The sequence below is a fragment of the Pasteurella sp. XG20 genome (genome assembly GCF_018968665.1).
Taxonomy (GTDB): Bacteria; Pseudomonadota; Gammaproteobacteria; order Enterobacterales; family Pasteurellaceae; genus Pasteurella; species Pasteurella multocida.
On the sequence record NZ_CP076656.1, the window covers coordinates 964,326 to 986,890 of the forward strand.

General features: G+C 39.5%; 21 protein-coding genes and 1 riboswitch. Of the genes, 12 read left to right on the forward strand and 9 right to left on the reverse strand.

The window, feature by feature from the left end; translation table 11 throughout:
* Positions 1 to 22: 22 nt before the first annotated feature.
* From pheT to KPF51_RS04445, 3 genes are all read left to right on the forward strand, one after another.
* Positions 23 to 2,410 (forward strand): phenylalanine--tRNA ligase subunit beta, encoded by a 2,388-nt coding sequence (gene pheT, locus KPF51_RS04435; protein WP_061406070.1) that lies wholly within the window; start codon positions 23 to 25, stop codon positions 2,408 to 2,410.
* Positions 2,411 to 2,413: 3 nt separating this feature from the next.
* Entirely contained in the window at positions 2,414 to 2,710 is a 297-nt protein-coding gene (locus KPF51_RS04440; protein WP_005722212.1) for an integration host factor subunit alpha, read from the forward strand.
* Positions 2,711 to 2,792: 82 nt separating this feature from the next.
* Complete coding sequence (locus KPF51_RS04445; protein WP_005722210.1) at positions 2,793 to 3,278, forward strand: C40 family peptidase; 486 nt, start codon at positions 2,793 to 2,795, stop codon at positions 3,276 to 3,278.
* A gap of 19 nt (positions 3,279 to 3,297) precedes the next feature.
* Here the strand turns inward: KPF51_RS04445 and yvcK are convergent, their stop codons facing one another.
* Positions 3,298 to 4,224, reverse strand: coding sequence for a uridine diphosphate-N-acetylglucosamine-binding protein YvcK (gene yvcK, locus KPF51_RS04450; protein WP_010906761.1), 927 nt, complete (start codon positions 4,222 to 4,224; stop codon positions 3,298 to 3,300).
* 234 nt (positions 4,225 to 4,458) lie between these two features.
* A riboswitch (molybdenum cofactor riboswitch) is annotated at positions 4,459 to 4,608 on the forward strand.
* Between yvcK and moaA the strand changes: the two genes are divergently transcribed.
* The 4 genes from moaA (at position 4,597) to moaE (ending at position 6,857) form a co-directional block, all read left to right on the forward strand.
* Positions 4,597 to 5,610 carry a GTP 3',8-cyclase MoaA gene (gene moaA / locus KPF51_RS04455; RefSeq protein ID WP_005726475.1) on the forward strand — a complete coding sequence of 338 codons (1,014 nt, stop codon included), beginning with the start codon at positions 4,597 to 4,599 and terminating at the stop codon, positions 5,608 to 5,610. (Overlaps the previous riboswitch by 12 nt.)
* Positions 5,611 to 5,669: 59 nt before the next feature.
* Positions 5,670 to 6,146, forward strand: a complete 477-nt coding sequence (gene moaC, locus KPF51_RS04460; RefSeq protein ID WP_005726474.1) for a cyclic pyranopterin monophosphate synthase MoaC — start codon at positions 5,670 to 5,672, stop codon at positions 6,144 to 6,146.
* Positions 6,147 to 6,158: 12 nt separating this feature from the next.
* Positions 6,159 to 6,404, forward strand: a complete 246-nt coding sequence (gene moaD / locus KPF51_RS04465; RefSeq protein ID WP_005726473.1) for a molybdopterin synthase sulfur carrier subunit — start codon at positions 6,159 to 6,161, stop codon at positions 6,402 to 6,404.
* The gene (moaE, locus tag KPF51_RS04470; protein ID WP_005751475.1) at positions 6,405 to 6,857 is read left to right on the forward strand and encodes a molybdopterin synthase catalytic subunit MoaE; all 453 of its coding nucleotides are present in this window, start codon (positions 6,405 to 6,407) and stop codon (positions 6,855 to 6,857) included. It abuts the gene before it with no gap.
* Between the two features lie 61 nt (positions 6,858 to 6,918).
* Here moaE and KPF51_RS04475 read toward each other — a convergent pair whose 3' ends face one another.
* From KPF51_RS04475 to purE, 3 genes are all read right to left on the reverse strand, one after another.
* A complete protein-coding gene (locus KPF51_RS04475; RefSeq protein WP_061406069.1) occupies positions 6,919 to 8,109 on the reverse strand; it encodes an amino acid aminotransferase in 1,191 nt (396 codons plus the stop codon).
* 142 nt (positions 8,110 to 8,251) lie between these two features.
* Positions 8,252 to 9,340, reverse strand: a complete 1,089-nt coding sequence (gene purK, locus KPF51_RS04480) for a 5-(carboxyamino)imidazole ribonucleotide synthase (protein ID WP_005726470.1) — start codon at positions 9,338 to 9,340, stop codon at positions 8,252 to 8,254.
* 63 nt (positions 9,341 to 9,403) lie between these two features.
* A complete protein-coding gene (purE, locus tag KPF51_RS04485; RefSeq protein WP_005726469.1) occupies positions 9,404 to 9,904 on the reverse strand; it encodes a 5-(carboxyamino)imidazole ribonucleotide mutase in 501 nt (166 codons plus the stop codon).
* A 170-nt stretch (positions 9,905 to 10,074) separates the two neighbouring features.
* On the opposite strand from purE, the gene pepN reads away from it, so the two are divergent.
* The 4 genes from pepN to topA all read left to right on the forward strand — a co-directional run bounded on the left by pepN (position 10,075) and on the right by topA (position 17,542).
* Complete coding sequence (gene pepN / locus KPF51_RS04490) at positions 10,075 to 12,684, forward strand: aminopeptidase N (protein ID WP_061406068.1); 2,610 nt, start codon at positions 10,075 to 10,077, stop codon at positions 12,682 to 12,684.
* A 152-nt stretch (positions 12,685 to 12,836) separates the two neighbouring features.
* Complete coding sequence (gene pyrD / locus KPF51_RS04495) at positions 12,837 to 13,856, forward strand: quinone-dependent dihydroorotate dehydrogenase (RefSeq protein WP_061406067.1); 1,020 nt, start codon at positions 12,837 to 12,839, stop codon at positions 13,854 to 13,856.
* 85 nt (positions 13,857 to 13,941) lie between these two features.
* Positions 13,942 to 14,775 (forward strand): PHP domain-containing protein, encoded by an 834-nt coding sequence (locus tag KPF51_RS04500; protein ID WP_061406066.1) that lies wholly within the window; start codon positions 13,942 to 13,944, stop codon positions 14,773 to 14,775.
* A gap of 160 nt (positions 14,776 to 14,935) precedes the next feature.
* Positions 14,936 to 17,542 carry a type I DNA topoisomerase gene (topA, locus tag KPF51_RS04505; protein WP_061406065.1) on the forward strand — a complete coding sequence of 869 codons (2,607 nt, stop codon included), beginning with the start codon at positions 14,936 to 14,938 and terminating at the stop codon, positions 17,540 to 17,542.
* A gap of 74 nt (positions 17,543 to 17,616) precedes the next feature.
* On the opposite strand, the gene KPF51_RS04510 is transcribed toward topA, so the two are convergent.
* The 5 genes from KPF51_RS04510 to KPF51_RS04530 all read right to left on the reverse strand — a co-directional run bounded on the left by KPF51_RS04510 (position 17,617) and on the right by KPF51_RS04530 (position 21,933).
* Positions 17,617 to 17,895 carry a hypothetical protein gene (locus tag KPF51_RS04510; protein WP_061406064.1) on the reverse strand — a complete coding sequence of 93 codons (279 nt, stop codon included), beginning with the start codon at positions 17,893 to 17,895 and terminating at the stop codon, positions 17,617 to 17,619.
* 12 nt (positions 17,896 to 17,907) lie between these two features.
* A complete protein-coding gene (locus tag KPF51_RS04515; RefSeq protein WP_005726461.1) occupies positions 17,908 to 18,300 on the reverse strand; it encodes a phage holin family protein in 393 nt (130 codons plus the stop codon).
* Positions 18,301 to 18,358: 58 nt separating this feature from the next.
* Positions 18,359 to 18,670: a YqjD family protein gene (locus KPF51_RS04520; protein ID WP_005722182.1), complete on the reverse strand. Its 312-nt coding sequence runs from the start codon at positions 18,668 to 18,670 to the stop codon at positions 18,359 to 18,361.
* Positions 18,671 to 19,537: 867 nt separating this feature from the next.
* Positions 19,538 to 20,965, reverse strand: coding sequence for an exodeoxyribonuclease I (gene sbcB, locus KPF51_RS04525; RefSeq protein WP_061406063.1), 1,428 nt, complete (start codon positions 20,963 to 20,965; stop codon positions 19,538 to 19,540).
* Between the two features lie 101 nt (positions 20,966 to 21,066).
* Positions 21,067 to 21,933 (reverse strand): membrane protein, encoded by an 867-nt coding sequence (locus tag KPF51_RS04530; RefSeq protein ID WP_046333201.1) that lies wholly within the window; start codon positions 21,931 to 21,933, stop codon positions 21,067 to 21,069.
* 141 nt (positions 21,934 to 22,074) lie between these two features.
* Here KPF51_RS04530 and KPF51_RS04535 point away from each other — a divergent pair, with 141 nt between their 5' ends.
* Positions 22,075 to 22,527: a DUF302 domain-containing protein gene (locus KPF51_RS04535; protein ID WP_046333200.1), complete on the forward strand. Its 453-nt coding sequence runs from the start codon at positions 22,075 to 22,077 to the stop codon at positions 22,525 to 22,527.
* Positions 22,528 to 22,565 lie beyond the last annotated feature (38 nt).

Sequence of the window (22,565 nt, forward strand, 5' to 3'; positions counted from 1 at the left end):
AAAGAATATAGAGAGTAAATAGATGAAATTTAGTGAATCATGGGTGCGTGAATGGGTAAATCCCGCTATTAGCACAGCGCAATTATGCGATCAAATCACGATGTTAGGTTTAGAAGTAGACAGCGTAGAAAAGGTCGCGGGTGATTTTTCGGGAGTGGTTGTCGGTGAGGTAGTGGAATGCGCTCAACATCCTGATGCAGATAAATTACGTGTGACCAAAGTTAATGTTGGTGGTGATCGCCTATTAGATATTGTGTGTGGTGCACCAAATTGTCGTCAAGGCTTAAAAGTGGCTTGTGCGACAGAAGGAGCTGTTTTACCGGGTGACTTCAAAATCAAGAAAACCAAATTACGTGGTCAACCTTCAGAAGGTATGCTTTGCTCATTCAGCGAATTAGGTATTGATGTGGAATCCAGCGGTATCATTGAACTACCACAAGATGCGCCAGTCGGCACTAATCTACGTGATTATTTAACTTTAGATGATAATACGGTAGAAATTAGCTTAACCCCAAACCGGGCAGACTGTTTAAGTATCGCAGGTATTGCGCGTGAAATCGGTGTCGTCAATAAACTGGCTGTTAATACACCGCACTTTGAATCAGTGAAAGCGACAATTACTGATAAAGTCGATATTCAACTGCATGCGCCTGAAGCGTGCCCACGTTATTTATTACGTGTAGTGAAAAATGTCAATGTGCAAGCGCCATCACCAATGTGGTTACAAGAAAAACTTCGCCGTTGTGGGATTCGCTCTATTGATCCAGTAGTCGATGTGACTAACTATATTTTACTTGAACTGGGTCAACCGATGCATGCATTTGATGCAGCCAAAGTCGCTCAACCAGTACAAGTCCGTATGGCAAAATCAGGTGAAGCGCTCGTGCTTTTAGACGGTTCTACAGCAAAATTAAAAGATAACACTTTATTAATTGCGGACCAAAATGGACCATTAGCGATGGCGGGGATTTTTGGTGGACAAGCCAGTGGGGTAAATGCAGAAACTAAAGACATTATTTTGGAAGCTGCTTTCTTTGCACCGTTAGCCATTGCTGGTCGAGCAAGACAATATGGCTTACATACTGATTCTTCTCATCGTTTCGAACGGGGGGTTGATTTTGAATTACAGCGTCAAGCGATGGAAAGAGCGACAGCCTTGTTAGTGGAAATCTGTGGTGGGGAAGTTGGTGACATTTGTGAAGTTGCTAGTGATGCCTTTTTACCGAAACTGAACCAAGTAAGTTTACGTCGTGAAAAGTTAGATGCCTTATTAGGTCACCATATTGAAACAGAAACCGTCACGGATATTTTAACGCGCCTTGGCTTACAAGTGAGCTATGCTAACGATGTATGGCAAGTGACATCAGCAAGTTGGCGTTTTGATATTGAAATCGAAGAAGATTTAGTGGAAGAAATCGCACGTATTTATGGTTACAACAGTATTCCAAACAAGGCGCCATTGGCACATTTACGTATGCGCGAGCATAAAGAAGCGGATTTAGATTTGGCCCGAATTAAAACTGCACTGGTTGATGCCGATTACCAAGAGGCGATTACTTATAGTTTCGTTGATCCAAAAATACAAAGCGTTTTACATCCACAACAAGAGGCACTGGTCTTACCAAATCCAATTTCAGTGGAAATGTCCGCCATGCGTTTATCCCTATTAAGTGGTTTGTTAGGCGCAGTACAGTATAACCAAAATCGTCAGCAAACTCGCGTTCGCTTATTTGAAACAGGTTTACGCTTTATTCCAGACACGCAGGCCGAATTTGGCGTACGTCAAGAATTTGTTTTAGCGGCTGTGATGACAGGTAATAAAAAAGCAGAACACTGGGCAGGTAAAGCCGAAAGTGTCGATTTCTTTGACCTAAAAGGGGATTTAGAAAGCATTTTATCTTTAACAGGGACTAGAAATTTGGTTAAATTTGTAGCAAAATCATATCCAGCATTACATCCTGGTCAATCTGCGGCCATCATGTTAAATGGTGAAGAAATTGGTTTTATTGGTACACTTCATCCAAATGCCGCGAAACAACTGGGTTTAAATGGAAAAACAGTGGTATTTGAGATTCTTTGGCAAGCGATTGCAACACGTCAAGTAGTGCAAGCAAAAGAGATTTCACGTTTTCCTGCAAATCGCCGAGATTTAGCTATCGTTGTTGCTGAGAGTGTTGCAGCAAGCGATGTGCTTGACGCGTGTCGAGAGGTTGCTGGCGAAACATTAACTCAAGTTAACCTGTTCGATGTCTATCAAGGCAATGGTGTGGCTGAAGGCCACAAGAGTTTAGCGATTAGTTTGATTATTCAAGATAATGAAAAAACTCTTGAGGAAGATGATATCAACGCGGTAGTTTCTGTTGTATTGTCTGAGTTAAAACAACGTTTTAATGCTTATTTGAGAGATTAAATTATGACACTGACCAAAGTAGAACTCGCAGACAATTTAATTGAAAAACTTCATTTAAATAAACGTGATGCGAAAGAATTAGTGGAAAACTTTTTTGAAGAAATTCGAGTTGCATTAGAAACAGGCGAAGATGTCAAACTTTCTGGCTTTGGTAATTTTGAATTACGGGATAAATCATCTCGCCCAGGTCGAAATCCTAAAACGGGTGAAAGTGTTCCTGTTTCTGCTCGTCGTGTCGTGGCATTCAAACCTGGTCAAAAACTTCGTGCCCGCGTAGAAAAAACGAAACCAAAGAGTTAATTTTCGCTTTTGAAGTACGCTTTCAAATCGTTAAGCTATCTGTAGGCTAACTATGGATAGCTTTCCTTTTGGTAGAAAAAATATGAAGATGTTATTAAAGCAATGTGTATTCGTAAGTCTGTTTTGTCTACTATCTGCCTGTGGTCATCATAGCAATACGGGGAAAATCAGTTATAAGGGGCAGCTCAATGATCCGATTATGGTGATTGCCTTATTGAGTGAGCAACAACGTGAATGGGCAGGAACGCCCTATCGTTTAGGTGGACAAAGTCGTGCCGGTATTGATTGCTCTGGTTTTGTACAAAAAACGTTTTTAGATCGCTTTGATATTCTTTTACCGAGAATGACGGTACAGCAAGCCAATTATGGGAAATTAGTGTCTAAACAGGATATCCAAACCGGTGATTTAGTGTTTTTTAAAACCGGTCGAGGTCCAAATGGCTATCATGTTGGTATTTATGTCAAAGATGATTTGTTTTTGCATGCCTCAACCAAAGGAGGGGTAATCTATTCTTCTTTAAATAGCCCCTATTGGTCAAAAAAATATTGGCAAGCAAGACGCATTTAATGCGGTGATTGGCGAAAGATTATAATTCGCCAAGTAAATCATCAATCGCTTGTGATAACAAACTTCGATCATGGCGATAGCTAATATCATCTGCCTGTAATGGGCGAACCATCACTTTCAAGGATAAATTCTCGCACAAGTCGTTTGCATTGGTTGGAACGATTGTCGCATCAATAATCTCTTTACCAACGGTATGATGAATCCATTGAATACGATCTGATAGCGATAGAGAGGCAGCAGGGCTTTGCTCAAGGGCTAAATTATCGATAAATATTTTCTTTGCGTGACTTTTTTGCAATGCTTCGATTACTTCAGGTAATAAAATGGGTGGCAGAATACTGGTGAGAAAACTGCCAGGACCAAACAAAATCACATCTGCCTCCTGTAATGCTTCAATTGCCTCTGGTGTAGCCTTGACTAAAGGCACTAAAAAAATGGATTTGGGTAATTCAGTGAGATTATCAATTCCCACTTCACCAACAATGCTGGCACCCGATTGTAAGACGGCAGCAAGGTGAACCGGACTTTCAGACATCGGAAAAATATGAGATTTGACATGCAATAACTCTCTCACTAAATGAATCGCCTCCACTGGACGAATGTGCATATTTTCTAAGGCTTTGAGCATGAGATTCCCTAAGTTATGCCCAGAGAGTTCACCTTGCCCAGTAAAGCGATATTCAAATAAACTAGAAGCAGTACTGGGTTCAGTAATAATCTGATTTAAACAATTACGCAGATCACCCCACGCAATTCCGCCATGATTAAGCCGGATACGTCCTGTTGAACCGCCATTATCAGTCGTGGTCACGATACCCGTTAAACGTGATTTCATGAAACTTAATGCAGACATCAGTCGCCCTAAGCCATGCCCTCCGCCGATCGCGACGACTTTTTTGACTTTATCCAAGTGCTCATACTGTGTAAAACGAGTTAAATCCGACATGTTTACCCTTTTATTTTTTTCGTTATAACTAAAGACATCGCTATTTTTCCAAAGTTCTTTTCTACGCCAAATTGAGTAGAAAAGTGCTCGAAATAAGCGTCGATTTCAACGCTATATATTTTGTTATATAATTGATTTTAAAGAATTTTATGCTTTTATGACTGAGATCATATTAATTGTTTGCAATTGAATAAACTTATCTTTTACAATATCAATTAACAATTTGATTAACCCATTATCGCATAACTCCGAGCTTATTTAACCTACGTTTCTACAATAGAAATAGGGTGGTAATGCCAATAGCATAAAACTTGTGCTATTCAGGGATACGCTGGAAACGGTTTATCCTCTCGTATTTTAGAAAGGTGTGACATGCAAACAATTCCAATTAAACATGTTGGTAATGATCCTTTAGTGGATGCGTTCCAACGTCGCTATTACTATTTGCGACTGTCAATTACAGATGTGTGTAATTTCCGCTGTAATTACTGTTTGCCGAATGGTTATCAACCTGAGTCAAATAAACCCAGTTTTCTCACCTTAAATGAAATTCGTTTAGTGGTAAAAAGTTTTGCTAACATGGGCACTGAAAAAGTCCGTATTACGGGGGGAGAACCTACCTTACGTAAAGATTTTTTACCTATTGTTGAAACCATTGCTCAAAATCCTACCATTAAACAGATTGCTTTGACCACGAATGGTTACCGTATGGCAAAAGATGTTGCTGCGTGGAAAGAGGCGGGGATCACGTCGATTAACGTGAGTATTGATAGCTTAGATGCACGAATGTTCCATCGTATTACCGGGATAGACAAATTTGAAGACGTAATGCGTGGTCTCGAGCGTGCTTTTGAGGTGGGCTATCAGAAAATCAAAGTCAATTCCGTGTTAATGAAAGATCTTAATGACGCGGATTTTAATCAGTTCTTAACTTGGATTAAAGACAAGCCGATCCAAATGCGTTTTATTGAATTGATGCAAACGGGTGAAATGGATCATTTCTTTCAGCAACATCATGTATCTGGTCAATTGTTAGCAGATAAATTAATCAATGCGGGTTGGACCTTACAAAGCAAGGGATTACTTGATGGACCGGCTAAAGTATTTAAACACCCAGATTATGTTGGCGAAGTAGGCTTGATTATGCCCTATGAGAAGAATTTCTGTGCGAGCTGTAATCGTTTAAGGGTATCAGCGAAAGGCAAACTGCACTTATGTTTGTTTGGTGAAGAAGGCATTACGTTACGTGACTTATTGCAATCGGATGATCAACAATTGCAATTACAAGCACGTATTTCTTCTGCACTACAAGGCAAACGTGAGCATCATTTCTTACATCAAGGTGATAGTGGTGTACGCGCAAATTTAGCCAGTATCGGCGGTTAATCATATTTTCTACAAATTGACCGCACTTTTTCTATTTTTCAACTTAACCATGAGAAATTATGAGTACATTTACCCATATTAATTGCCAAGGGGAAGCCAACATGGTGGACGTGTCAGGCAAACAAGAGAGCGTGCGTGAGGCAAGAGCGGAAGCATTAGTGACAATGTCACCAGAAACGCTGAATATGATTATTTCTGGACAACACCATAAAGGTGATGTATTTGCTACGGCGCGTATCGCGGGGATTCAGGCGGCGAAACGTACATGGGATTTAATTCCGCTGTGTCATCCTTTGTTATTATCTAAAGTAGAAGTGAGCTTAACTCCCGTTGTGGAACGTAACCAAGTGCGTATTGAAAGTCTGTGTAGATTGACTGGCAAAACTGGAGTAGAAATGGAAGCGCTAACCGCCGCTAGCGTTGCTGCACTGACGATTTACGATATGTGCAAGGCGGTGCAAAAAGACATCGTGATTGAACAAGTGCGTTTGCTTGAAAAGTGCGGTGGAAAATCGGGTCATTTTATTGCGAAATAACAGCGAGACAATATGCTAAACATTTTATTTTTTGCTCAAACCAGAGAACTTATCGGCGTCGATAGCCTTGAATTACCTGCCACGTTTAAGACAGCAGAGCAAGTTCGTCAGCATTTAGCTGAAAAAGGCGAGCGTTGGACGTTAGCACTTGAAAAAGGCAAATTATTAGTGGCAATTAATCAGGCTTTAGTGCCTTTAGATACAGAAGTGAAAGCGGGTGATGAAGTCGCGTTTTTCCCACCAGTGACTGGAGGATAAATGAGCGATATTCAAATTGCAGTACAAGAACAGCCCTTTGATCAAAATGCGGCATATCGTTGGTTATCAGAACAACATTCTGTCGGGGCTACCGTGGTTTTTGTGGGCAAAGTACGGGATTTAAATCTCGGCGATGAAGTATCCAGTTTGTATTTAGAACATTATCCCGCGATGACTGAAAAAGCCCTAACAGAGATTGTGGCGCAAGCAAAAGCCCGCTGGGACATTCAACGTGTTTGTGTCATTCACCGTGTTGGTTTGTTACAAACAGGTGATGAGATTGTTTTCGTCGGGGTGAGCTCTGCACATCGTGGTGAAGCTTATCAAGCTAATGAATTTATTATGGATTTTTTAAAAAGCAAAGCCCCATTTTGGAAAAAAGAAAAAACCACTCAGGGTGAGCGCTGGATTGAAAGTCGCGATACTGATCAGCAAGCCTTAGCACGCTGGTAAAAAAAGAAAAAAAGAACCGCACTTTTTATAGTGCGGTTCTTTCTTTGTTATGAAAATATAATTACAGGACTTTCGCAATACTTTCACACAGATAACGAATATTCTGTTCAGTAATGCCTGCGACATTAATCCGACCAGAACGCACGGCATAAATGGCAAATTCCTCTTTTAAACGATCCATTTGTGCTGGATTTAAGCCACAGAAAGAGAACATCCCATTTTGATCAATAATAAAACTAAAATCTTGTTCTGAAGCAAATGCTTTCAATAATTCAACAAATTGGCTACGCATTTGCTTAATACGTTCACGCATTTCGGTTAATTCGTTTTCCCACTCAGCACGTAACTGATTGTCTTTTAATACCATAGAAACTGTCGTTGCGCCATGTGATGCTGGGTTAGAATAGAGCGTACGAATAATGGTTTTGACTTGCGTGAGTGCCGTCGCGGCCACTTGCTCTGTTTCTGCCACTAATGTGAAAGCACCAACGCGCTCGCTATAAAGACCAAAGTTTTTAGAATAAGAACTTGCGACTAATAATTCTTTATGATTTTTGGCAAAGGTACGTAAACCAAACGCATCTTCTTCGAGACCATTTGCAAAACCTTGGTAAGCAAAATCAAATAACGGTAACCAACCTTTTTCTTCCGACATTTTGGCTAATTGTTGCCATTGTGCTGGAGTAGGGTCGATTCCTGTCGGGTTATGGCAGCATCCATGTAGTAAAACAACATCACCTTCCCCCGCATTGCTTAAATCAGCAATTAAGTTATCCCAATCTAAACATTTATTCTCTGCATCATAATAGCGGTATTCACGAATCGTCATGCCGACAGCATTAAAAATCGCATTATGGTTTGGCCAAGTTGGTGTGCTAATCCAAACATTTTGTGATTTAGTTTGGCGTTTAATAAACTCTGCTGCGATACGTAATGCACCAGTACCACCTAAACTTTGAACGGTTTTTGCACGACCTTGTTTAACTATCTCTGAATCTGCGCCAAATAACAATTCTTTCGTACAGGCATTGAATTCTGCGACCCCGTCAATAGCTAAATAATTTTTGCTCATTTCAAGATCAAATAAGCGCTTTTCTGCCTCTTTGACCGCACGCATAATTGGTGTATTGCCTTTAGCATCTTTATATACACCAATGCCAAGATTGATTTTATTATCGCGCGTTTCCGCTTTGAATGATTCCCCTAAACCTAAAATCGGATCAGCTGGCGCGGCGGTAATATTTTCAAACATAATGAAATCCTTAATGTTGTGTTTAGTTATCGGTGAGCTAGTTATACTGCACGAGGCAAATATTATCAAGCCCGCTTTAAAGGAATTTAAAAACTAATCCTATTTTTTGAATAATCTCTTAAAAATCAGCAAATAAATTGAATTATTGTAATTTTTCTATTGCCCAATTTAAACCAGATTGATAATCAGCAGGTAACGCCTGTGCTAATGTGGTTAAGCTTGCGATCAATACTTTTTTATCAATATGTGTAAAGTTAATGTGTCCCACTTTACGTCCGGGACGCACTTCTTTGCCATACCAATGTAGTTGGCTGAATGGCGTATTTAACCAAGCCGGATTGTGTTCTGTCCCAATCAGATTGACCATCACACTCGGCGCAAACGTGCCAAGTGTTGGTGTGGGTAAATCCAATAACGCACGCAAATGCAATTCAAATTGACTAATGGCACAACCTAGTTGTGTCCAGTGTCCACTGTTATGAACACGAGGCGCCAATTCATTAATTAATAGCTGATCACCGACCACAAAACATTCCATTGCCATCACCCCAACATAATTTAATTGGTGCATAATTTTACTTAGCATGGTTTCGGCGCTAGCTTGCTGTTGTGCTTGTTGTGGGAAATCTACATCGACCACGCTATAACGCAAAATACCATTTTGTTGTAAATTGTGCGTGACAGGATAGAAGCGTGTTTCACCATTTTTAAAACGTGCGCCTACAAGAGAAATTTCATAATCAAAAGGAATAAATTTTTCAACAATGGTTTCACCGTATAAATCGTCAGTAATGGCATCGGTATTTTGTTGTTGAACAATCCACTGACCTCGACCATCATAGCCCCCCATACGACGTTTGACGACGACTTTCTCGCCAATGCTATCAAATACCGTTGACCATTGATTTTTGTCTTTTAATAAACACCATGGGGAAGTCGGTAATTGGAGTGCATCAAGCAAAGTTTTTTGTGATAACCGATCAGCTAATTTGGCAAACACACTCTGATTCACAAAATTGGCGTGATGAGCAAGCATTTCTGTTAAAGGTGTTTTTTCCCAACGTTCAATTTCTGCGGTGATAATACTGTCCGTTGCTAAGTCAAAGCGTGGGGTATTAAAAGCAAGCGGTTGGACATCAATATCTAAAGGGGCACCCGCATAACGTAACATTCGCCCGAGCTGTCCATTACCGAGGACATACACTGTTGGATATAAAGCACTTTTTTGCATATTCAAACCATTATATTAAAGAAAGTAAAAGAGACAGGGCGAACAACTGTCCGCCCTAAAATGCTATGGCATCCGTGGATCAGGATTTTCTAGTACGCTATTTGTTTGTTTTTCTCGAAATGCCGTTAATCTTGTCAGGAGCGAGGAGTCAAAGGCTGCTAAGATTTGTGCCGCTAATAAACCTGCATTAGCCGCTCCTGCGGGACCAATCGCTAAGGTTCCGACAGGAATCCCCTTAGGCATTTGCACAATCGAATACAAACTATCAACGCCACTTAACATCGAACTTTTGACTGGTACGCCCAATACAGGGACTAAAGTTTTTGACGCGATCATACCCGGTAAATGGGCAGCACCGCCGGCACCTGCGATAATCACTTTGTAACCTTTCGCCGTCGCTGTTTCTGCAAAAGTGAACAATTTATCAGGGGTACGATGTGCAGACACCACTTCAACGTGGTAAGGAATTTGTAATTCATCAAGAATATGAGTTGCTTCTTGCATGGTTGCCCAGTCGCTTTTTGAGCCCATTACAATCGCAATTTGGGGTGTGCAATTTGACATGTCATTCCTTCATGTTATTCAAAAATTAAAGCGTGGCTAGGATAGCATACAATAATTAATAAGCAAACGATTGCCTTGTTTTTTCTACACGAAAAGACGATTGCAAGTTTGTCAAGAAAATCATATCCTAACTACATTTTTTAGTCTTAAGAATAACAATAGGTTGTTTTATGCAAGCCAAAGCCAAATACAGAAAAGATTATCGTACTCCAGACTTCACCGTGACAGAAATCGCGCTTGATTTTCAACTTGATCCGAAAAAAACAGTGGTTACTGCCACGAGCCAATTTCGTCGTTTAAATCCTCAAGCACAAAAATTACGTTTAGATGGACACAGTTTCCAATTTTCATCGCTCAAATTAAATGGTCGTGATTTTAAACATTTTGAGCAAGATGGGGAGAGTTTAAGCCTAAATTTAAGCGCCGTTGATGCAGACCAATTTAGCTTGGAAGTGGTGAGTATTTTAAGCCCAGAAAAAAATACGTCATTACAAGGGTTATACCAATCAGGTGAGGGGATGTGTACGCAATGTGAAGCAGAGGGGTTCCGCCAAATCACTTATATGTTAGATCGCCCGGATGTATTAGCACGCTATACGACGAAAATTACAGCAGATAAAAGTAAATATCCTTATTTATTATCGAATGGGAACCGTGTTGACAGTGGCGAACTGCCTGATGGACGTCATTGGGTGGAATGGCATGATCCATTTCCGAAACCAAGCTATCTGTTTGCATTAGTGGCGGGGGACTTTGATGTATTAAGCGATACTTTTACAACTAAAAGTGGACGAGAGGTTGCGTTAGAACTTTTTGTTGATCGTGGTAATTTAGACCGTGCAGAGTGGGCAATGCAAAGTTTAAAACGCTCGATGAAATGGGATGAAGATCGCTTTGGTCTTGAATACGATTTGGATATTTATATGATCGTGGCGGTTGATTTCTTCAACATGGGAGCGATGGAAAATAAAGGGTTAAATGTGTTTAACTCGAAATTTGTGTTAGCCAATCCGCAAACCGCCACAGACGAAGACTATATTGCAGTAGAAAGTGTCATCGCCCATGAATATTTCCATAACTGGACAGGGAACCGTATCACCTGTCGTGACTGGTTCCAATTAAGCTTAAAAGAAGGCTTAACCGTTTTCCGTGATCAAGAATTTACGTCGGACCTTTGGTCGCGCTCTGGTAAGCGTATTGAAGATGTCCGTTTATTACGCACAGCACAATTTGCCGAAGATGCCAGTCCAATGTCTCACCCCATTCGCCCGGATAAAGTGATTGAGATGAATAACTTCTATACCATGACGGTGTATGAAAAAGGGGCAGAAGTGATTCGTATGATGCATACCTTATTAGGCGAAACCTTATTCCAAAAAGGGATGCAACTGTATGTGGCGGAACAAGATGGCAAAGCGGCAACTTGTGAAGATTTTGTATCGGCAATGGAACGTGCATCAGGCATTGATTTAACCCAGTTCCGTCATTGGTATAGCCAATCAGGTACGCCAGAATTAACCATTACAGATAGCTATGATCCCGAAACGGCGGTTTATACTTTACATGTGGCACAGCATACGCCACCCACTGCAGACCAAATGGAAAAAGTCAATTTACATATTCCATTAAAAATCGCGTTATACGATAAAAACGGTCAAGCGCAAGTTTTAGAAAACGATGGTCAAATCATTAACCCCGTTCTCGATGTTAAACAAGCGGAGCAAAGTTTCCAATTTACAGGGGTAAAAAGCAAACCCGTCCCCGCCTTGTTATGTGATTTCTCGGCACCAGTCAAATTGCATTATGAGTATAGTACGGCACAGTTAATCACATTATTACGCCATGCCGAAAATCAATTTGTGCGTTGGGATGTGGCACAAATGCTTTATGCCACAGAATTACGTCGTAATCTCACTCGCTATCAACAAGGCAAAAGTTTAGAATTTTCTGCTGAGGTATTGGCGGAGTTATACCAAATTTTAGACGGTTATCAGCAAGATCCTGAATTGGCTACCCTCATTTTGACTTTGCCAAAAGTCACTGAGTTTGCCGAGTTATTCAAAACTATTGATCCAGAAGGGATTAGTGTCGTGCGTGATTTTATGGTGCGCACGATTGCAGAAAGTCTGAAACAAACGTTATTAAAAGTGTATAACGACATTCGTTTAGAGGTATATCGTGTTAACGCAGAAGATATTGCTTTGCGTGCCTTGCGTAATCTGTGTGTGAGCTATTTGGCATATACGACGGTTGGGAATAACTTGGTAAATAAACATTATAGTTATGCCAATAATATGACAGACACCTTGGCAGCCTTAAGTGCGGCGACTAAAGCACAACTACCTTGCCGTGATACCTTATTAGCGGACTTTGAAAGCAAATGGCAACATGATGGCTTAGTAATGGATAAATGGTTTGCGCTACAAGCGACACGTCCAGATGACGATGTGTTATTGAATGTGATGAAATTAATGGATCATCCAAGTTTCAACTTTAATAACCCAAACCGTTTAAGAGCCTTAGTCGGTAGTTTCGCCAATCATAACTTGAAAGCGTTCCACGCTATTGATGGTTCAGGTTATCGTTTCTTAACCGATATTTTGATTCGTTTAAATGAGAGCAATCCACAAGTGGCATCGCGTTTAATTGAGCCATTAATTCGTTTCTCGCGTTATGACGGACAACGACAAACCTTGATGAAACGGGGGTTAGAACGTTTAAGTGAAGTGGAAAATATTTCTCGTGATTTATATGAGAAAATCGAAAAAGCCTTACAATAGATAGCTTAAAGTGCGGTCAAAAATATAAAAAAAATGACCGCACTTTTTTATCTGATGGCTCAAACAAAATCAATTTTTCATTACATTTTATGTTGAAAAGCGTATAATCCGGTAGATTTTCACAGTTAAACTATCCAGAGAGATAAACGAGTATGTATGCATTAATCCGCAAAGCCCTTTTTTCCCTTGATGCTGAACAAGCACATGATCTCACGATTAAAACATTAAAAACGCTGGGACGTTCCCCGTTCAATCCATTGCTAAAAACCTTGTTTGCTTGTCCGACGGGTAGCCCGAAGACAATCATGGGACTGCACTTTAAAAACCCAATTGGCTTGGCTGCTGGGGCAGATAAAAATGGCGAAGCGATTGAGGGTTTTGCAGCAATGGGATTTGGCTTTATCGAAGTGGGAACAGTGACGCCTTTAGCACAAGAGGGTAACCCGAAACCTCGTCAATTTCGCTTACCCGAAGCTGAGGGGATTATTAATCGGAATGGTTTTAATAATTACGGCATTGATTATTTAATCGAAAATGTAAAACAAGCTAACTATGACGGCATTTTAGGCATTAATATTGGCAAGAATACTTTTACGTCAGTAGAAAATGGCAAAGCCGATTACCTCATTTGCCTAAATAAAGCCTATCACTACGCGGATTACATTACCATTAACATTTCATCACCTAACTCACCGGGCTTACGTCAATTACAGTATGGCGAGGCGTTAGAGGATTTATTGCAAGGGATGAAAGCGCGTCAAAAAGATTTAGCTGAACAATATCAGAAATACGTGCCTATTGCGGTTAAAATTGCGCCAGATCTCACAGAGGGGGAAGTCGTACAAATTGCTGATACATTACAACGTCACAAAATGGATGCCGTCATTGCGACCAATACCACGATTTCACGTGATACCGTAAGTGGCTTGCAAAATGCCGAACAACAAGGTGGACTTAGTGGTAAACCGTTACAACAAAAAAGCACAGAAATTATTGCAAGACTTCACCAAGAATTGAAAGGTCAAATTCCGATTATTGGTAGTGGAGGGATTGATAGTGTTGCCAATGCGCAAGAGAAAATCAAGGCGGGCGCAGAGTTGCTACAACTTTATTCCGGCTTAATTTATCACGGTCCACACTTAATTAAACAATTGGTTCAACAGATTAAATAGGGTAATGAAGATAAAGGGCGGATTCACATATCTGCCCTGATTCTTTCATCGCTTCCCATTTTACAGGTTCAAATTAGGATAACAGATGACAACAATTTATGATCTTCATTGCCATAGTACTGCTTCTGATGGCGTATTATCACCGACAGAAGTCGTTGCACGTGCTGTTGAAAAGGAAGTAAATGTACTTGCCTTGACTGATCATGATACTACGGCAGGGCTTGCAGAAGCCCGTTTAGCCGCACAACAAGCCGATTTAACCTTGATAAGTGGCGTCGAAATTTCAACAACTTGGGAAAATCGTGCTATTCATATTGTTGGATTGGGTTTTGATGAAACTTCAGCAAAAATGACCGCGCTTTTACGTCAACAAGCGGCATTACGCTATCAACGTGCGCTTGAGATCAGTGACAAATTAGCAAAAGTTGGCATTGCAGATGCATTTGAGCAAGCCAAAATGTTAGCAACGGGAGAAGTGACAAGAGCACATTACGCACGTTTGTTGGTACAAATGGGTAAAGTCTCGAATGAGGGACAAGCTTTTAAAAAGTATCTCTCACAAGGCAAGTCTTGCTATGTAAAAGCACAATGGTGTGATATTCCAACTGCAATTGAAGTCATTCATCAAGCCGGTGGACTCGCTGTTTTAGCACATCCTTTACGCTATACCTTAACCAATAAATGGGTCAAAAAATTAATTGCCGATTTTGCACAATGGGGAGGCGATGCGATTGAAGTAGCGGGCTGTGGACAGGCACCTGAACAACGTTTGCTTCTCGCCCAATGGGCAACGGAATTTGGTTTACTGAGCTCTGTTGGGTCAGATTTTCATTTTCCCTGTGGTTGGGTTGAGTTAGGCAAGTCATTACTATTGCCTGCTAATTGCGTGCCAATTTGGACAAAGTTATCGCCCAACTAAGATGTTGCCTCGTTATCATTTGTTATCAATCACCATTTGATAAAGTGGGGTGGGTTTAGGCATTTATATGTCATTTTTTAAAAAAAGAGTTGACCTACAAGCAGATAGTTAGCAATATAGCGACTATTTTATAGAAATTTAAGTGAAACTGGGTAAGAGAATGAGTAAATCCTTGGTTATTGTGGAGTCGCCGGCAAAGGCAAAAACCATTAATAAATATCTAGGCAGTAATTATGTTGTTAAATCTAGTGTGGGCCATATCCGTGATCTCCCTACGGTCGGTTCAAGTAATGGTGAGAAAGCAAAAGCAATTTCCACGAAAGGATTAAGTGCGGAAGAAAAAAGCGCGATTAAGCAAGAAAAAGATCGCAATGCGTTAGTCAAACGTATGGGAATTGACCCTTATCATCAATGGAAAGCCAATTACCAAATTTTGCCTGGCAAAGAGAAAGTGGTTGCCGAATTAAAATCATTAGCTAAAAAAGCCGATCATATTTATCTTGCTACTGATTTGGATAGAGAAGGAGAGGCGATTGCATGGCATTTGCGTGAGGTGATCGGGGGGGATGATGCACGTTTTAGTCGTGTCGTATTTAACGAAATCACGAAGAACGCGATTCAACAAGCCTTTGAAAAACCAGAACAACTGAATTTAGATCGTGTAAATGCCCAACAAACCCGTCGCTTTTTAGACCGCGTGGTCGGTTTTATGGTGTCGCCTTTATTATGGAAAAAAGTAGCCCGAGGCTTATCTGCTGGGCGTGTTCAATCTGTTGCTGTCAAATTATTAGTAGAACGTGAGCGTGAAATTAAAGCCTTTCAGCCCGAAGAATATTGGGAAATTGACGTTTTAACGCAGACACAAGCAAAACAAGCATTACGTTTAGCCGTGACCCAATTTAAAGGGAAAAAATTTGAGCCGAAAAATGCCACGCAAGCACAAAGTGCGGTAGATTTTTTACAACATGCTGACTATGTGGTTTCCGATTTAGAAACCAAACCAACCCATTCTCGAGCGAAAGCCCCTTTTATTACCTCGACATTACAGCAAACCGCCAGTACACGTCTAGGGTTTGGGGTAAAGAAAACCATGATGCTCGCACAGCGTTTATACGAAGCAGGCTATATTACCTATATGCGTACAGATTCCACGAACTTGAGTCAAGATGCGTTAAAGATGGTGCGTGGCTATATTCAATCACATTATGGCGAACGCTATTTGCCGAGCAAACAGGTGTTTTACTCAAGTAAAGAAAATGCACAAGAAGCGCATGAAGCAATTCGACCATCGGATGTCAATACATTAGCAGAGCAATTGACAGGCATGGATAAAGATGCGGTACGTTTATATGAGTTGATTTGGCGTCAGTTTGTCGCTTGTCAAATGCCGGCGGCGCAATATGACAGTACAACGGTTACGGTTCGTGCGGGAGAGTATGAATTAAAAGCGAAAGGACGTATTTTACGTTTTGATGGTTGGACAAAAGTCTTACCTCCAATGAGTAAAAATGCAGAAGACCAAGTCTTACCGAATGTCCAGTTAAATGAAAAATTACATCTAGATCAAGTCTTACCGGAACAGTTATTTACCAAACCTCCAGCACGTTTTAGCGAAGCAGCATTAGTAAAAGAACTCGAAAAACGGGGAATTGGTCGCCCTTCTACTTATGCGGCTATTATTTCTACCATTCAAGAACGCGGTTATGTGCGAGTGGAAAATCGTCGTTTTTATGCTGAAAAAATGGGCGAAATTGTCACTGACCGTTTAAATCAATCTTTCACAGCGTTGATGAATTACGATTTCACCGCCAATATGGAAAATATCTTAGACCAAATTGCGAACGGTGAGAAAAATTGGAAAACCGAACTTAATCAATTCTTTAAAGATTTTTCGCAGCAGTTGAGCCAGGCGGAACTAGATGAATTAGAAGGTGGAATGAAACCAAATAGTTTAGTCCCAACTGATATTAACTGTCCAACTTGTGGTCGTAAAATGGCAATTCGCACCGCAAGTACTGGGGTGTTTTTAGGTTGCAGTGGTTATGCCTTACCACCCAAAGAGCGCTGTAAAACGACAATGAACTTAATTCCGGAAGCTGAATTACTTAATGTGTTGGATGAGGCATCCGAAACCAAGGCGTTAATGGAACGTAAACGCTGTCCAAAATGTGGTACAGCAATGGACAGTTATCTAATTGATCCAGAACGTAAAATTCATATTTGTGGGCATAACCCGAATTGTGATGGTTATGTGTTAGAACAGGGCAGTTTCAAAATTAAAGGCTATGATGGTCCGATTGTCGAATGCGATAAATGCGGTGCGGACATGCATCTGAAATTGGGTCGTTTTGGTAAATACATGGGCTGCACCAGCTGTGATAATACCCGTAAGATTCTAAAAAGTGGGGAAGTTGCACCACCAAAAGAAGAACCGACTCATTTCCCAGAACTGAAATGTGAAAAATCGGATGCTTATTTTGTATTACGTGATGGGGCAAGTGGTGTGTTTATGTCCGCTCATAATTTTCCAAAATCGCGTGAAACCCGCGCACCGAAAGTGGCTGAATTAGCACTATATCGTGATCGTTTGCCAGAAAAATTACGTTATTTAGCTGATGCACCACAACATGATCCCGAAGGTAATGATGCTATTGTGCGTTTTAGCCGTAAAGAAAAACGTCAATATGTTACTTCTGAAAAGAATGGTAAAGCAACAAAATGGATTGTGGATTACCTTGGTAATCAGTGGGTAGAGCGAAAAAAATAAGCAACACAGACTTCAAGAACTTCAAGAAGAAAAAAGGCTAGAAATCATTCTAGCCTTTTGCATTATAGGGGACATTATTCCGTTGAATTGTTTCGATTCAATAAATAAAGCGCAATCATGCCTAAAGCAGAGTCAGTTAAAAATTTAGAACTCAATAATTTTTTACTGAGTAATGACACAGCTAATGAACGCACAACGGGTTGATTCAGTGAAGAAGCAATCATTGAAAGTGAATCTGCAAATGTAAAATGGGGAGTGACTTGTTTTGGTTTAGATTGCGCATAAAGTTTCATACGCAATGCATCACCTTTCATCATCAATAATTCTTTTTCTTGCTCTAATTCTGTTTTCATAAACGCTCCTTACTACTCTTGATCTTTACTTGAAGGGGAGCCAAGTGCACCTTTTATCGCTTGGATATCATGTTTTACTTCAGTTAAAGTATCCACCATAAAATTACGCTGTTTCTTTAGAATCTTTCGCATGAGCAGTAATAAAATCAAAATCAGGAAAAATGCGCCCGCACTAATGGCAAAAAAAACAATTTGTTTGGTTTCAGGGTCAAGTAGCGAATTTAACCCAAATAATAAACTGATAAATGACACCAACAAAAGAATAAAAATCACAAATAATGCACTCAATAACGTGATTAAAAAATTTTTTTGCTCCACTAACTCAATTCTTGCCATGTCTAAACGCACATGAATAAGTTCAAGAGAGGTGAGGGTGATGTTTTTGATTTTCTGTAAAATTTGCATTTATCGTCCTAATTGTAAGAAAAGGCTACACCATGTAGCCTTTTACAATTGCAAAACGTTATTTCTTAGAGATTAAAACGCCTAATAATAATCCAATAACACCCGCAACCCCAATTGCTTTATAAGGATTATCTTGGACTAACTCATCAGTTTGTTTAATCACTTCTTTTGTACCAGCAACAGCATCATCCTTTAATGCGCCAAATTGTTTCTGTAATTTAGAAACACGTGAATCCAGATTCGATTTCAGTTTTTTTAATTCATCCACACTGGCTTTAGATTTTTCATCGAATAGCTCTTCTGCGTTATCTAAGATCTCACGAATCTCACTTAATAATTCATCACGTTTTTTATCGAATTCTTTACTCATTTTGTAAATTCTCCTACTAAATGTGGTAAATCTAACGAGGGGATTCTGGCTAGACCACTTCATCTTATTATTTTTTAACCTAAAATGTCAAATTTTTGTTAACACTTTTCTGTATTAGCCATTGAAGATGATACATCTCAATGGTAACAAATCCCTTGTTTTAAAAGAGAATAGGTAGAATTAAAAGAAATTAATTTGGAGCATATTTTTTATCATAAGCATAAAAATGACGTTTTCCATATAACATTCTTTTTTTACTTTCTGAGTATTATTCTGCCTAAAAAAACTCAGATTTCACGTAGCGTTACCACAATAAATTTATATTCTTATTTTGATTTAAATTGCCGTGATGAAATAAGAAGAAATTATTCCAATCGTAGAAGAGAGAGCATTTCTTTTTAAAGAAAAGCAAAAATATAACCCATCATAAAATATTTTCCTTCCAAAAAAACTACACATAAAAATAACAAAATAGTGCATACATTCACGAGTGAGCATGTCACGTTAAATCTACTTGTCACTTTTCTATTTAATTTAACATAATATACATTATGCGAAATTAGTTACAAAGTTAATAAACACTACGATATAAATAAATCACAGAGTTATGCACAGGTCACTTTTACTACTTAAGCAAGATGAAATAAGGAAATGATGTGCGTTGTCACATCGACATTTTTGATGTTATGAACGGTAATAATGCTATTGTCAGGCAAAATTAAAGATGAAATAGAAATAACGTTCAAAATAAATAAAAAAAAGCCATGGATTAACTTCTCCATGACTTTATTTTTATTGATCGCGCTACGTAAAATCTGAAATGATTTGTGCAGTAAGCTAAGCAAAAATTAACGCTCGACAACCTATTTAGGCTAATATTTTTGCACCATACTCATAGACTTTTTGTAATAAGGTCAAATTAGTCGGATTTTCACTATTCTCTGCGATTAAACGTTGTAAACTTTGCTCAAATTGTAGTGCAACTTGATCCAACTTTTTATAACGGTACTTTTGCCATTGAATTTGTTCTGCGCGAGTTAAGCTATTGAAATAATGTCTTGCCCGATAATGGAATAATAATTTGGGGATACGCGCATCTTTAAACGCTAAACCATGCTCGGCCAGCTTTTCTTCTGGTAAATGACGTAAAATCGCCATGTTGTTTCTATCATTGTAATCAAAGAACCCATTATACAGTTCTGTTTCTACATTGATGCTTGGGGCAAAATGCCGTTCTTCATTGAAAATTTCAGTGACCTTGTCACGAATAGAGGGCGATAATTTGAGGCGCTGTAAGTTTTCCAAACAAAATGTACGATCAATACCTAACCGCGTTGCATTTTCAGGTAATAAGGTTTTAGCAGGCGCAAGAATTGGACACTTATTAATGTGCACCAATTTTAATGGTACCGGTAAAATCCCCTTTTCAATTAATTCAGCTTTAGGCGTATAAAGATGTTGACGTAATTCGTTAGCATCTTTATTAAGTAAATCCGTTATATTTGCGGCTAAGTCACAACAAATGACTGCATTTTGATTGGTCGGATGCCAGGCTAAAGGCACAATCCAGGTAGTGTTACCACGATGATTGCCAAGCATACCCGAAACATGCACCAATGGCGTTAGATTTGCGGTATCAATTAGTTTCTCAACTTCTTTTTTACCGCGATTTTCAAAGAAATATTGAAATAATTTGGGTTGTTTTTCTTTAATCAGTTTTGCCATCGCAATGGTGGCATACACATCCGCCATTGCATCATGTGCATTGCTATGTTCAATACCATTGGCTTTAGTCAACTTCTCTAAACGAAATGACGGCATCCCTTCTTCATCATAAGCCCAATTAATCCCTTCTGGGCGTAAAGCATAGCAAGCACGGACCAAATCCAATAAATCCCAACGCGAATTGCCATTTTTCCAGCTATATTCATAGGGATCAATGAAATTGCGATAAAAGGTATAGCGTGTCATTTCATCATCATAACGAATATTATTAAATCCCATCACACAGGTATTTGGGCGACTGAACTCTTGTAAAATGCGTTCCGCAAACTCTGGTTCAGGAATCCCCTTTTCATTACATTCTTGTGGTGTAATCCCTGTGACCAAAACCGCTTCAGGCGCGGGTAAATAATCATTGGTTTGTTTACAATAAAACATGACAGGGTCACTGATGATATTGAAATTGATGTCAGTGCGAATACCAGCGAATTGAGCGGGACGATCAGAAGCGGGGTCAACGCCAAAACTCTCATAATCATAAATGAAAAAGCTAAAATCAGGTGATGTGGACATAATCGTACTCAATAACAAATAAACGCCATTCTAGCATAATCAATAAAATTCAGAAAAAACAAACCGCACTTTTGTGCGGTTGTTGTTATCCGAAGCGGTGGTTAAAGCCATTTATCTAAATAGAAAAGGCAGAAAATAGCACTAATGCCGATAGCGATACCTACCCCATTGATTTTACTGATTTTTTCTTTAAAAACCAAGGCGCCGGTGATCGTTCCTAAGCAAATCACACCAATATTCATGCCGGCAAATACCAATGTTGGATTATCACTAAAACTTTGGTGTGCTTTAATATAGAACAAAATATTCATAAAGTTTAGACCACCTAAAATTATTCCACCAATAAAACTTGGCACGGTCCAAACTTCACGTTTCAATAATAAATAACCAAACATCACACAAGCCGCAAGTACAAAGGAAATAAACAAGGTTGCCGGGAAAGCCCCGCCACTTTTCGCCACTTGTTTAAACAGAATGTCAATAATGCCGTAGCCGAACCAAACCAGAATTAAACTGACTACCCCTTTTAAGTTGCTTTCTGTATCAGTAGGTTTATTTAATAAGCAAAATAACGCCACAAATGCCAAAATGATACCCATTAAACGTGCTGAGCTCAGTTGTTCACCAAAAATCACAAAAGCGGCCACAATGGGCAAAAATAACGATAAACGTTGTGCGGCGTCAGAACGTACAATCCCCGCATACTCTACCGCTTTCGACATCACAATAAAAACTGTCGGCAATAAAATTCCTAAAGCAAAGAACACCGGTGCGTTGTCACTTTGCGCCACAAATTCCGAAAAGCCTAACCCTTTAAAATCAGGCTTTAATAAGAAATAACTTAAGCTCAGCGCGACAATATAATTAAAGGCAATCGCTTGTTGAATCACAATGTTTTTCTTACGTGCTACTTTAAGCAACACGGATACTGCCACGCTACAAAGGACGGCAATGATAAGATGATGCATATTATTTTTCCTTAAAAAAATGAAAGGCGGATTATAGCACCCTTTTTATTTTCTCTAAATATATAGATAAGAATCATTCTTGTTTAATTTTGAGAATACTCTACAATAAGCTGATTTTGATATCACTAATAGGAGCACTTCATGAAACTAAAAAGTTTACTTTTCACCTTACCTTTCATCGCAACCGCTATGGTTGCACAAGCTAATGAGTCAGCGTTGAAGACCGTAAAAAGCGCTTATCCTGCTGTGGAAACCGTCGAAAAAATCAAACATGCGGTAACCGAAAAAGGCATGAAAGTGTTTACTGTGATTGATCACCAAGCTGCAGCAAAAGAAGCGGGACTTGAGATGCCTTTTTCAAGTGTGGTTGTTTTCGGTACACCAAAAGCAGGCACACCTATGATGTTAAAATCACCGACTTTAGCTATTGATTTACCAATAAAAGCCTTGGTTTGGGAAGATACAAAAGGTGAGGTGTTTGTCACCTTGAATGATACCGATACTATCGGTAAAAAACATGGTTTAACTGAAGAAGTTTACGGCAAATTAAAAGGGGCGGAAAAATTAGTTCCGACCGTAGTTACTCAAAAATAATCTTCCGCAATGACGGATAAAAAAGTGCGGTTAAAACT